Source organism: Streptomyces sp. NPDC044921, assembly GCF_056432865.1.
In genome coordinates this window covers 1-12165 of record NZ_JBWKIF010000034.1, presented here as the reverse complement: position 1 = coordinate 12165, position 12165 = coordinate 1, and the positions used below count along the sequence as shown (strand labels likewise).

Here is a 12165-nt window from a genome sequence, read left to right as displayed (position 1 = left end):
GCCCGGGCCTGCCGGGTGCGGGCCTCCCGGGCCGGCCGGGACGGGATTCGGCCAGGTCGGCCGGGTTCGGGGCCCTTGGGCCTAGGAGAAGAGACGTCGCCAGGTTTCCGGGCCCGGGTAGCCGTCGGCCGCGCCGCCCCGCCAGCCCTGGGTGCGCTGGAACGCCTCCACGGCACGCCGGTCCGCCTCGGTCCAGCGCGGCCCCGGCCCGACCGCGTAGAACCTGCCGAACCCCTTGCGCACCAGCTGCCTGCCGAGCCGGGTGACGTACACGTTGTCGGCGCCGGGACGGAACATCGCCCGCCCCGGGTAGCCCGGGACGCCGTGCGAGGACGGCGGCGGGCCCACCGCTCCGCCCTTGACGTCGTTGCCCTCGCCCGTGACCAGCAGCTCCCAGGTGCGCGGCCCGGGCAGCCCGTCCGCGTCGGCGCCCGTCCAGCCCTGCGCCAGCTGGAAGGCCCGGGTGGCCCGCCGGTCCGCGTCCGTCCAGCGCGGTCCGGGGCCCGAGGCGTAGGCGGCGCCGGCCCCGCGCGCGACGAGCATGCGGCCGAGCAGTGTGACGTACTTGTTGTGCGCGCCGGGGCCGAAATACGCCGCCCCCGGGAACGGCGTGGCCGCCGGGGCACCCGGCGTCCCGCCGTCCGGCTCGGGGGCCGGCTCCTCGGTGGTCACGCCCTTGTAGCGGTAGGGGACGTACCGGTCGGAGTCGCTCCAGTAGGCGTACGGGGTGGACTGCCGCCGTGTGTGCGGGCGGGTCTGCTCGTAGGCCATGTAGTGGCTGTGCGTGTCGTCCGTCCAGCCGCCGAAAATCGTGACGTGCGACCCGCTCTCAGGGTTGGCCGCATTGTGGAACAGCAGAATGTCGCCCGGCTGGAGTTCCTCCTTGGAAATGGGATCCGCGTACTGGGCGAGACTGCCCGTCCATTCGTTCCCGGGCAGCTTCCAGGCCATCGAGACATAACCCGAGCAGTCCTGCCGGTAACCGTCGGACCAGTAGGCGGTCATGCTGTACGGCACTTTCGCGTCCACCCAGGTCTTCGCCCGGTCGATGATCTCCGTGCGGGTGATGGCGGAGGGCTTGCGCGGGAGCGCCGGCCGCCCGGCCGGGCCGTGCAGCGGCGCGCGGTGGCCCTGCGGGGTGTCGGACTCCTCACCTGGGGGAACACCCGGCCGGTGGGGGGCGTGGGGCAGGGCGGCCGCGGCCGGTGCGACCTGTCCCGCGCCGAGCGCGGCGGACGCCACGGCCGCCAGGGCGAGAGCACGGTGGGCGGCCGGGTGGGCGCTTGTGCGGCCGGCCGGGGAATGCGGCAGGACGCGGCGCCAGTGGACACAGCCGGGGCAGTCGCAGTCGCTCGCGGGGTCGAATTCCTCGAATACCGGAGACTCCATGCGATTCCCCTCACACTTCCGGCGGAAAACGCGGTGCCCGTGGACGTCCGGGCGCGCGTCGTCAGTTTCGCAACTGTCTTCCCGACGCGCATGCTGACGGTCCGAATGATGTACGGGGCCCGCTCCCGGGCGCCCGCCCGGGCGGGCGGGGGTGGTCGGGAGCACCCCCGTGCGTCCTGTAGAGTTACGACGTCAGCGCGCGCCGCTAGCTCAGTTGGTTAGAGCAGCTGACTCTTAATCAGCGGGTCCGGGGTTCGAGTCCCTGGCGGCGCACCGACCGGAAGGCCCCTCGGCGACGAGGGGCCTTTTCGCGTGCCCGGAGGGGTCCCGCGCCCGGGTTCCGTGCTGGCCGGAACTTTTCTCTGGCCGGAACCGGGGCCACCGCACGTTTGGCCGGATACCCTCTCGCCATGGCAGCGCGTGACCTCCAAGAGCGGATCAAGAAGCTCATCATCGACCGCCGGCTGGCCTCCGGGGCCCCGCTGCCGACCGAGCCTGAGCTGATGGAGTACCTCGGCGCGAGCCGGAACTCGGTGCGCGAGGCGCTGAAGGCGCTCCAGGCGATGGGCATCGTCGAGATCCGGCACGGCTTCGGCACCTACGTCGGCCCGATGTCGCTGGCCCCGATGATCGAGGGCCTCGCCTTCCGCACGGTCGCCGGGCACTACCGGGGCGAGGACTCCCTGCTCCAGCTGCTCGAACTGCGCGAGGCGGTGGAGACCGGCCTGGCCTCCCGGCTCGCGGGGCGGATACCACCGGACGACCTCGTTGAACTGGACGCCCTCGTCGACCGTATGGAAGAGCAGGCCGCGCGGGGAGCCGGCCTCGCCGAGACCGACCGCGCGTTCCACGCCACCCTCTACCGAGGGATGGACAACGTGCTGCTCAGCGAGGTCCTGGAGGCGTTCTGGGACGCCTTCCACCGGGTCAGGACCGACCTCGGGGGTGTGCCGCAGGATCCGAAGGTGACCTGCCGGCAGCACCGGGAGATCCTCGACGCGGTCCGGTCCGGTGACGCGATGCGGGCAGAGGAGGCCATAAGGGAGCATTTCGGCAACATCCGCGCCCGCCTGTCCCCGACGGCTCCACGGAGTCCCCACATCCGCCACAATGAGCGCGTATGACCGGTAAACACCGCGTTTCGCATCTTGCGATCATGATGGACGCCGTACAACCCTGGTTTCCTGGTTTTTCAAGATGCTATGGGTTCGCGGCAGTTGGGGGGATTTGGAACCGGTTGCACACCGGGTGGGGGTAGGGGCCCCGTTCATGAAGCGATGCCGTGGGGGGCATCATGCAACCGGAAGGTCGCATTGCCATGTCTATAGGGTGTGGATGACGTGGTGACTGCGACCCACCACTGATACGTCTGTGAAGGTCGAGGGGGACCGCAGCAGACGGTAGGAAGCGACGAAACACGCGGTGCTCCGCGTGTGGGGGGATGACTCATGACGTCGAGGCCCACGGGTGCCCGGCAGGAAAACGACCCGTCCCAGACGACCCAGCTGAGGGTGCCGTCCCACCGGATGAGCACCACGGGGACGTTCCGGCGGATCAAGAAGACGCTGCCGAGGTACGACTACGAGCACTACAGCCGGCTCGCGGGTCCCCTCACCCAGCCCGATCCGAGCAAGCCGTACAAGGTGCAGTACCGCTCGCTCATCTCGCAGGAGCCGCACCGCATCCGGGTCGCCCTGATGCTGGCCGCGGCCCCGGTGCTGTCGCTGGTGCTGCTGTTCTGGCTGCTGCAGCCGGAGCACTGGACCGAGCGCGACTACCCGGCGTTCGACTGGCTGCCGGCGCTCGACATGGTGATGCTCGTCTCGATCGGCCTGATCGAGTTCTTCCGCTGCATGAACGTGGTGTCCAACGCGCACGCCACGCTCGTCGCCCGGGACCCGATCCCGGTGGTGCCCGAGGTCGGCACCAGAGTGGCCTTCCTCACCTCCTTCGTGCCCGGCAAGGAGCCGCTGGAGATGGTGACGAAGACCCTGGAGGCGGCGGTGAAGATCCGCCACCGGGGGCTGATGCACGTCTGGCTGCTGGACGAGGGCGACGACCCCGAGGTGAAGGCGGTCTGCGAGCGCCTCGGCGTGCACCACTTCTCCCGCAAGGGTGTCGCGAAGTGGAACCAGGCCAAGGGCCCGCACCGCGCCAAGACCAAGCACGGCAACTACAACGCCTGGCTCGAAGCCCACGGCGACGACTACGACTTCTTCGCCTCGGTCGACACCGACCACGTGCCGCTGCCCAACTACCTGGAGCGGATGCTCGGCTTCTTCCGCGACCCGGACGTCGGCTTCGTCATCGGCCCGCAGGTCTACGGCAACTACGACTCGTTCGTCACCAAGGCCGCCGAGTCGCAGCAGTTCCTCTTCCACGCCCTGATCCAGCGCGCGGGCAACCGCTACGGCGCCCCGATGTTCGTCGGCACGTCCAACGCCGTGCGCATCAAGGCGCTCAAGCAGATCGGCGGCCTGTACGACTCGATCACCGAGGACATGGCGACCGGCTTCGAGATCCACCGCCACAAGAACCCGGCGACGGGCAACAAGTGGCGCTCGGTCTACACCCCGGACGTGCTCGCCGTCGGTGAGGGCCCCAGCGCCTGGACGGACTTCTTCACCCAGCAGATGCGCTGGTCGCGAGGGACGTACGAGACGATCCTCAAGCAGTACTGGAAGGGCTGGTACTCGCTGCCGCCGAGCAAGCTCTTCAACTACACGATGATGATCATCTTCTACCCGATGTCGGCCCTGAACTGGATCCTGGCGGCGCTGAGCTGCTGCCTGTTCCTGGGCCTGGGCGCCTCGGGTGTGAACATCGACCCGGCCGTGTGGCTGATGCTCTACGGCAACGCCTCCGCCCTGCAGATCGGGCTGTACGTCTGGAACCGCCGCCACAACGTCTCGCCGCACGAGCCGGAAGGCTCCGGCGGTGTGGCCGGCATGGTGATGTCGGCGCTGTCGGCGCCGCTGTACGCCAAGGCGCTGATCGACTCCGCGCTGCGCCGCAAGAGCAAGTTCGTGGTCACGCCCAAGGGCGACTCCGCGAGCCCCGACCGCTGGTTCGGGACGTTCCGTTACCACTGGTACTTCATCCTGATCTTCGGCGGCTCGATCACGGCCGGCTTCGTCTTCGGCCACTCGCACCCCGCGATGATCATCTGGGCGACCTTCGCGATGCTGATCACGGCCACGCCGATCTTCGCGTGGCGCTGGCAGATGAGGCAGGACGCCAAGAAGCCCGCCGCTCCCTCCGGGGAGCCGCCGCAGGACTCTGCGGGCCCGCACCGGACGCAGCCGCTGCCCGTCCCGCAGCAGCACGCGCCGCACGCCCCGCAGCACAAGCCCACGTGGGCCGCGACCCCGGGCGCACACGGGGAGGTCGGGGGGACCGACCAGACCATGCAGATCGCCCTTGGTGGACTTGGGGGACGTAAGGAATGAACGACCGTGCAGGCCGCCGCCGGGCCCGTCGACTCGCGATCGGCACGGCGGTGGTACTCGCGCTGGCCGGGATGAACGGGCCGTGGCTCTATCGCTTCAGCACCGAGAAATACCACCAGTACAAGATCAACCAGCCGGAGTACAAGGCCGCGAACGGCAAGTGGGAGATCATCGAGTTTCCCGAGGAGTACCGGCAGAACACGATCCACGCGGCGCTGCTGCGCACCGGCAAGGTGCTGCTCGTCGCGGGCTCGGGCAACAACCAGGACAACTTCGACGCGAAGAAGTTCGACACCCGGATCTGGGACCCGGTCAAGGGCACCATCAAGAAGGTCCCCACGCCCAGCGACCTGTTCTGCACCGGCCACACCCAGCTCGCCAACGGCAACCTGCTGATCGCGGGCGGCACCAAGCGGTACGAGAAGCTCAAGGGTGACGTCACCAAGGCCGGCGGCCTGATGATCGTCCACAACGAGAACCCGGACAAGCCGATCACCCTGCCCGCCGGCACGAAGTTCACGGGCAAGGAGAACGGCAAGACCTTCGTCTCGAAGGACCCGGTGCTGGTGCCGCGCGCCAAGAAGGTCTTCGACAAGGCCACCGGCAGGTTCCTGCGCAACGACCCCGGCCTGGGCCGGATCTACGTCGAGGCGCAGAAGCGCGGCAAGAAGTTCGAGACGGGCACGCAGGACAACTACCGCGTGCACGGTCTGAAGGGCGCCGACGCCAAGAACACCTACGGCATCGCGCAGAAGCTCGCCCTGGACAAGAAGGACTTCCAGGGCATCCGCGACGCCTTCGAGTTCGACCCCGTCGCCGAGAAGTACATCAAGGTCGACCCCATGAAGGAGGCCCGCTGGTACCCGACGCTCACCACCCTGAGCGACGGGAAGATCCTCAGCGTCTCCGGCCTGGACGACATCGGCCAGCTGGTCCCGGGCAAGAACGAGGTCTTCGACCCGAAGACCAGGAAGTGGACCTACACGGACAAGGTCCGGCAGTTCCCGACCTACCCGGCGCTGTTCCTCATGCAGAACGGCAAGATCTTCTACTCGGGCTCCAACGCGGGCTACGGGCCGGACAACGTGGGCCGCGACCCGGGCATCTGGGACGTGGACACCAACAAGTTCACGAAGATCCCCGGCCTGAGCGACCCCAAGCTGATGGAGACGTCCGGCACGGTGCTGCTGCCGCCGGCGCAGGACGAGAAGTACATGGTGATCGGCGGCGGTGGCGTCGGCGAGTCCCAGCGGTCCAGCGAGAAGACCCGGATCGTCGACCTGAAGAAGCCCGACCCGGGCTTCGTGGACGGCCCGTCCCTGGACAAGGGCACCCGCTACCCGAACGCCTCGGTCCTGCCGGACGACAGCGTGCTGATCTCCGGCGGCTCGGAGGACTACCGGGGCCGCGGCGACTCCAACATCTTCGAGGCGCGGCTGTACGACCCGGAGAAGAACGAGATGAAGCGGGTCGCCGACCCGCTGGTGGGCCGCAACTACCACTCCGGCTCGGTCCTGCTCCCCGACGGCCGCGTGATGGTCTTCGGCTCCGACTCGCTCTACGCCGACAAGGCCAACACCAAGCCGGGCAAGTTCGAGCAGCGCATCGAGATCTACACGCCGCCCTACCTCTACGGGGACGCCGACCGGCCCTCCCTGTCGGGCGGGCCGAAGACCATCGAGCGCGGCGGCACGGCGGCCTTCACCTCCTCCGACGCGGCGAAGGTCAAGAAGGTGCGGCTGATCCGGCCGAGCGCCGCCACGCACGTCACGGACATCGACCAGCGTTCCATCGCGCTGGACTTCAAGGCGTCCGGCGACAAGCTGACGGTGACCGTGCCGGAGAACCGGAACCTGGTCCAGGCGGGCTGGTACATGCTCTTCGTGACGGACGCCGAGGGCACGCCCAGCAAGGCGCAGTGGGTCAGGGTGCCGTGACCGGCGGCTGAGACGGCGGAAGGGGGCGCTCTCCACGAGGAGAGCGCCCCCTTCCACGTGCCGGGGTGGCGGGGAACCGGATCAGGAAGCGGCCTTCGCCAGCTTCAGCGCGTAGTCCTCCCACCACTGGCCCGCCTTCGGGCCGCCCTTGCACTCACCGTCCGATTCGCCGGGCCGCTTGATCCACAGGTAGGCGTCGACCAGCGGGTCCGCCGTCCTGGTCGTCGGCCTCTCGCCCAGGGCGCGGCCGGGCGGATTGCACCAGCGCTCGTCCGGGGCGCCCTGGGTGTAGGGGCCCTTGCCGTTGCGGCTGGTGTCGATGACGAAGTGCTTGCCGCCCACCTTGGCGGAGAGCTGCTTGCCGTAGGCGATGGAGTCTTCCGTGGAGTAGAAGTTGGAGACGTTGACCGAGAAGCCGTCGGCCTGATCGATGCCCGCGCGCCGCAGCGGTTCGAAGATCTGGTCGGGGTTCTGCCAGCCGGCGTTGCCCGCGTCCAGGTAGACCTTCGTGTTCTTCAGGGACTTCAGCTTGGCGACCGCCCCCTTGAGCAGGTCGTAGCGCTCCTCGTGGAACTGCTGCGGGGTGCAGCCGTCCACCAGGTGGAGCAGGGCGTCCGGTTCCAGGACGACCGTGGCCGAGCGGTCACCGATGCCCGCCGCGACGCCGTCGAGCCAGGCCCGGTAGGCGTCGCCGTCGGCGGCACCGCCCTGGGAGTACTGGCCGCAGTCGCGGTGCGGGATGTTGTAGAGGACGAGCAGCGCCGTACGGCCGGCCTTGTCGGCGGCCTCGGTGAAGCCCCGGGTCTGTACCTCGGGGTTGTCCGGGCCCACCCACTCGGCGACCGGCTGCTCGGCGATCTTGCGGATCTGCTCGGCCTCCTGCTTCTTGCCGGCCTTCTCCAGCGCGGCGACCTGCCGGGCCGCCGTACCGTTCGGGTTGACCCAGAACGGGGCGGTGTCCTTCGGCTGCTGGGTGATGCCGGCGCCCGCCTCGGCGCCCGGGTCCGGACCGTCGTCGCCACCGTCGCCGCCCGAACATCCCGCGATCAGCAGTGCCGCCCCCAGCACCACCGCGGACACCCGCCGCCCGGCGTGCGTCCCGACCCCCCTGCTGCCGTACATCCAGCTCCCCCTTGGGTGCAGCGTTCCGAGGCTCAATCCTGACATACGTCCCGCAGCGCCCACGATGCCGAGCGGGACCTGCGCGGATGACGCAGCGCCACCGTATCGGGACGTGGCGTCATCCCGCCTCTAGGCCCGGGCGGTTCTTTGGTTCTAGAGTCTTTCCTGCGGGCCGGCCTCCGGCCAGAGATTCACCCACCGTGGCTCCCGTGTCCTCCCGCGCAGCTCGCCGGGTTACTCCCGCGGCCCGTGCGCGCGCGGTCGAGGCCGGCCCGGTCGGCGGCTTCAGGGGGAGCGGGCCGCCGGCCGGGCCCGGGGGGCCGTGCCGTCCGCTACAGGCCGGTTCCGGTCAGATACGCCGAGACGACCACGTTCGCCGTGTAGCTGCGGGTCGTACGGTCGAAGCTGCCGCCGCAGGTGACGAGCCGCAGTTCGGCCCGCCCCGACTCCCGGGGGCCGTAGGCCTGGTGGGCGTCGAAGCGGTCGCGGGTGAGGACCTGGACGGACTCGACGGTGAACTCGGCGACCTTCGCGTCGGCCCGGATCACCCGGATCGTCTGGCCCGGCCGCATGGCGCTGACCTTGTAGAACACCGCGGGCCGGGTGTCGGTGTCGACGTGGCCGACCAGCAGCGCGGTGCCGGGCGCCCCGGGCGCGACCCCACCGGCGTACCAGCCCACCACGCCCGGCTGGTCGTAGGGCGGCGGGTCGAGCGCGCCGTGCGCGTCCAGCCCGCGTGCCACCACGGGGGCCTGGACCCCGAGGCCGGGGATGTCGACGCGCTGCGGCAGCGCGTCGGTGAGGGGGCGGTGGGCGGGGGGCAGCTTGACGTCCGGGGGCCGGCCGGCCGCCGCCATGTCTCCCGTGGTCGGCGCGGACATGCCGTGCCGCACGTCGGTGACCTCGCGGCCCCACAGCCACAGGCCGAGCAGCAGCACCACCCAGGCCACGCCGGTCAGCAGGCGGCCGGTGCCCGCGGAGAGCCGCGGTTCCTGGTCGGACATGGTCAACCCGTTCCACGGCTCCGGCGGAACCCGCCCAGCGCGACGACCAGCGCGGCCACGCCGGCGAGCACCAGGCCGGTCACCCCCTGCGCGGTACCGGGACCGGTCCCGCGCTCCTGGGCGGCGACCAGGCCGGCGGCACCGCCCCCGCCGGCCCGGACGGGGGCGACGGGCGAAGCGGGCGCGCCGGGGCGGTCGGCGGCGGACCCCGGTTCGTCGCCCTCGTGGCCGGGATCGGGAGGGGCGGACCGCCCGTCGCCACCGGGGACGGGCGGGGGCCCGCCGGTCCCGGATTCCAGGTCCAGGGGTCGGCCGGCCGTGCCGGACGCGGGCCGTCCGGCCGTCCCGGGTTCCCCGTGGTCCTCGCCGGCGCCGCCGGCGGGTGCCCGCCCCTCCCCCACGGGTGCGGGCGGCTGCCCGTCCGCCCCGGGTGCGGGCGCTCGTACGGCCGATCCTCCGTCGGCGGTGCCCTTCCGGACGGTGAACGTGCCGGTCCGTTCCGCTTCGCCGCACGTGACCCGCACGGTGTACGGGCCCGGTGCGAGCGTGGAGCGGACGCGGGTGTCGCCGGTGAGCTCGCGGGCGGCGTCCGCGACGGTGAGCCGGGCGTCCGCGACGAACGCGGGCGAGGCGGCGAGGGCCGTGCGCCCGGCGCAGCCGGTCACCCGGAGCGCGACGTCCGTGCCGGGCGCGGCGGTCGCCGGGGTCACCGAGACGCTCCCCGCCTTCCCCGTGTCCCCTCTCTCCGCCGCGCCTGCCGTGTCCGCCGCGTACGCCGTCGGCGTCAGGGCGGCCGCGGCCAGGACAGCCGTACAGACCGTGACTCTCAGGGAACCCATCGTGAACCTCCAGATGCCTGGAGCCTCCCCCGCGGGAGCGGTCACCGCATCCGCAGCGACGCGGTGACTGCTCCGTACGGGTGGCGACGGGTTTGAGGCCGGCGGACGTGCCGCCGGGGGGTTCAGACGCGGTCGACGAGGTCCGCGATCGAGTCCACGATCTGCGACGGCCGGTACGGGAAGTCCTCGACCTGATCGGGCCGGGTCAGGCCGGTGAGCACCAGGAACGTCCGCATCCCGGCCTCGATGCCGGCCAGCACGTCGGTGTCCATGCGGTCGCCGATCATCGCGCTGGTCTCGGAGTGCGCCCCGATGGCGTTCAGCCCCGTGCGCATCATCAGCGGGTTGGGCTTGCCCGCGAAGTACGGCTTCCTGCCGGTGGCCTGGGTGATCAGCGCGGCCACCGCGCCGGTGGCGGGCAGCGGGCCCTCGGTGGACGGGCCGGTCTCGTCGGGGTTGGTGGCGATGAACCGGGCACCGCCGAGGATCAGCCGGACCGCCTTCGTCATGGCCTCGAAGGAGTACGTGCGGGTCTCGCCGAGGACGACGTAGTCCGGCTCGTGGTCGGTGAGGATGTAGCCGATGTCGTGCAGCGCGGTGGTCAGGCCCGCCTCGCCGATGACGTACGCCGAGCCGCCCGGCCGCTGGTCGTCCAGGAACTGGGCGGTGGCCAGAGCCGAGGTCCAGATGCTCTCGATCGGCACCTCGAGGCCCATGCGCTTCAGCCGGGCGTGCAGGTCGCGCGGGGTGTAGATCGAGTTGTTGGTCAGCACCAGGAAGGGCTTGCCCGACTCCCGCAGCTTCTTGAGGAAGGCGTCGGCTCCGGGGATCGGTACGCCCTCGTGGATGAGTACACCGTCCATGTCGGTGAGCCACGACTCGATGGGCTTGCGGTCTGCCATGTGCGGGATCTCCTGCCGTACGCGGTCCAGCGTGCGACCCAGCCTAAACAGTGGCGGGATCTTGCGGAATGGGCCGCCGGCCACGTCCCGACAGGCGGGACGCGCGGGTCCCCGTGCCGCCCGCCGGGGACGGTGCGTCAGGAGCGTCTGCGGACCAGGAGCAGTACCCCGCCCCCGATGAGCAGCCCGGCCGCGGTGGCCGCGGCGACTTGGACGCCGGTTCCGGTGCGGGCCAGTTCCTCGGCGAAGGGGAAACGGTCCTCGCGGGGCGGGACGGAGGTGTCGGGGTCGGGGCGGGGCTCGGTGCCGGTTCCGGTGCCGGTGTCGGTGCCGGGACCGTCGCCCTCGATGCGGAAGCGGTAGTCGTTGGACTGGCCGACCCAGTCGCCGTCGTCGTCGTGCCGTTGCACGACCGCGGCGTTGGCGGTCACCTCGTTGGGCGCGGCGTCCGAGGTGACCGCGAGCCGCACCTTCACGGTGACGGTCCGGCCCGGGGCGACGGTGAACCCGCCGAAGCGGTCCTCCTCGTCGGTGAACGCCCCGACGAGTTCGTCCTCGCCGGTCCGCTCGAACCGCACGGGGTGGGCGCGGTCCCCTGCGAAGAACTCCAGCCGGGGCTGGGAGGGCTCCAGGGCGCGCCGGTCGTCGACGAGCACGACGACGGGATGGATGGCGGAGCAGGTCCGGTCGGTCGTGTTGGTCAGGTCGAGGTACCAGGTCCCGAAGCCGCCCCCGGCCGTGTAGGTGTCCGGCCCGCCGCGCAGGCGGGTGGTGAGCGGGAAGGTGTGGTCGTCGGGCGCGGCACAGGCGGGCGCCGGGTCCTCGGCATACGCCGGGGGAGCACCCGTGAACAGGACGGCGGTGGCTGCCGCCGCCAGGCAGAGACGAGCGGGCGTGCAGAGTCGCATGATGACGTGACCTTGCCGCCCGGGGCCGGAGGGAAGTCGGCCGGGCCGGGAAGTGCCCCGAACGGCGGCACGAATCCGCCCGCTCGGCGGACAGGTCCTGGGGGGCGGGGGGCCGGGGGGGCGGCGGGGGCGAGGACTTGGGGTGGTCGGGGGCTAGGGGTTGTCGGGGCGGTCGGGGTGGTCTTGGGCTTGGCGGGCTCGGGTGGTCGGGAGGGGCGGGCGGTCTTGGGCTCGGCGGGCTCGGGTGGTCCGGGGGCCGGGCGGTCAGAAGTCAGCGGGCCCGGGTGGGCGGGGGCCGGGCCGTCGAGGCCTCGGCGAGCCGGGGTGGTCGGGGCGGTCCGGGCGTTCAGGGCGGTCAGGGGGCGGAACCCTCGGGCCCATCGGGGCAGTCGCGCAGTCGGAGCAGTCGCGCAGTCGGGGCAGTCGCGCGGTCGCGCAGTCGGAGCAGTCGGAGGGTCGGAGAACTCGGGACAGTCGGAGCAGTCGGAGCAGTCGGAGCAGTCGGAGCAGTCGAGGGCTGTTTAGACGTCGTCTCATTTGGTGAGTCTGCGGTAGCAGATGAGGCTGCAGGCGATGGCCGTGAAGGCCAGGAAGTGCTCGGCCTTGCGTTCGTAG

Annotated in this window: 9 protein-coding genes and 1 tRNA gene; 4 read left to right on the top strand and 6 right to left on the bottom strand. The window is 71.2% G+C overall.

The window, feature by feature from the left end; translation table 11 throughout:
- Nucleotides 1-81: 81 nt before the first annotated feature.
- Nucleotides 82-1389 (bottom strand): peptidoglycan-binding protein, encoded by a 1308-nt coding sequence (locus AC07DA_RS34400; RefSeq protein WP_479132158.1) that lies wholly within the window; start codon nt 1387-1389, stop codon nt 82-84.
- A gap of 199 nt (nt 1390-1588) precedes the next feature.
- Between AC07DA_RS34400 and AC07DA_RS34395 the strand changes: the two genes are divergently transcribed.
- From AC07DA_RS34395 to glxA, 4 genes are all read left to right on the top strand, one after another.
- Nucleotides 1589-1662 (top strand) — tRNA-Lys (locus AC07DA_RS34395).
- A 137-nt stretch (nt 1663-1799) separates the two neighbouring features.
- Entirely contained in the window at nt 1800-2513 is a 714-nt protein-coding gene (locus AC07DA_RS34390; protein ID WP_479132157.1) for a FadR/GntR family transcriptional regulator, read from the top strand.
- Between the two features lie 324 nt (nt 2514-2837).
- Nucleotides 2838-4838 (top strand): glycosyltransferase family 2 protein, encoded by a 2001-nt coding sequence (locus AC07DA_RS34385; protein WP_479132156.1) that lies wholly within the window; start codon nt 2838-2840, stop codon nt 4836-4838.
- Complete coding sequence (gene glxA / locus AC07DA_RS34380; protein WP_479132155.1) at nt 4835-6775, top strand: radical copper oxidase GlxA; 1941 nt, start codon at nt 4835-4837, stop codon at nt 6773-6775. Before AC07DA_RS34385 ends, glxA begins: the two co-directional genes overlap by 4 nt.
- 81 nt (nt 6776-6856) lie before the next feature.
- Here the strand turns inward: glxA and AC07DA_RS34375 are convergent, their stop codons facing one another.
- From AC07DA_RS34375 to AC07DA_RS34355, 5 genes are all read right to left on the bottom strand, one after another.
- Nucleotides 6857-7897 carry a glycoside hydrolase family 6 protein gene (locus tag AC07DA_RS34375; protein WP_479132154.1) on the bottom strand — a complete coding sequence of 347 codons (1041 nt, stop codon included), beginning with the start codon at nt 7895-7897 and terminating at the stop codon, nt 6857-6859.
- A gap of 332 nt (nt 7898-8229) precedes the next feature.
- Entirely contained in the window at nt 8230-8901 is a 672-nt protein-coding gene (locus tag AC07DA_RS34370) for a class F sortase (RefSeq protein ID WP_479132153.1), read from the bottom strand.
- A 2-nt stretch (nt 8902-8903) separates the two neighbouring features.
- Entirely contained in the window at nt 8904-9740 is an 837-nt protein-coding gene (locus AC07DA_RS34365) for a hypothetical protein (RefSeq protein WP_479132152.1), read from the bottom strand.
- A gap of 122 nt (nt 9741-9862) precedes the next feature.
- On the bottom strand, nt 9863-10642 hold the full coding sequence (locus AC07DA_RS34360) for an HAD-IIA family hydrolase (protein WP_479132151.1): 780 nt from the start codon (nt 10640-10642) through the stop codon (nt 9863-9865).
- Between the two features lie 137 nt (nt 10643-10779).
- Complete coding sequence (locus AC07DA_RS34355; protein ID WP_479132150.1) at nt 10780-11550, bottom strand: LPXTG cell wall anchor domain-containing protein; 771 nt, start codon at nt 11548-11550, stop codon at nt 10780-10782.
- Nucleotides 11551-12165: the final 615 nt, after the last annotated feature.

Coding starts and splice junctions, on each gene's coding strand:
- AC07DA_RS34400 (WP_479132158.1), bottom strand. CDS start 1,389: ATGGAGTCTCCGGTATTCGAGGAATTCGACCCCGCGAGCGACTGCGAC.
- AC07DA_RS34390 (WP_479132157.1), top strand. CDS start 1,800: ATGGCAGCGCGTGACCTCCAAGAGCGGATCAAGAAGCTCATCATCGAC.
- AC07DA_RS34385 (WP_479132156.1), top strand. CDS start 2,838: ATGACGTCGAGGCCCACGGGTGCCCGGCAGGAAAACGACCCGTCCCAG.
- glxA (WP_479132155.1), top strand. CDS start 4,835: ATGAACGACCGTGCAGGCCGCCGCCGGGCCCGTCGACTCGCGATCGGC.
- AC07DA_RS34375 (WP_479132154.1), bottom strand. CDS start 7,897: ATGTACGGCAGCAGGGGGGTCGGGACGCACGCCGGGCGGCGGGTGTCC.
- AC07DA_RS34370 (WP_479132153.1), bottom strand. CDS start 8,901: ATGTCCGACCAGGAACCGCGGCTCTCCGCGGGCACCGGCCGCCTGCTG.
- AC07DA_RS34365 (WP_479132152.1), bottom strand. CDS start 9,740: ATGGGTTCCCTGAGAGTCACGGTCTGTACGGCTGTCCTGGCCGCGGCC.
- AC07DA_RS34360 (WP_479132151.1), bottom strand. CDS start 10,642: ATGGCAGACCGCAAGCCCATCGAGTCGTGGCTCACCGACATGGACGGT.
- AC07DA_RS34355 (WP_479132150.1), bottom strand. CDS start 11,550: ATGCGACTCTGCACGCCCGCTCGTCTCTGCCTGGCGGCGGCAGCCACC.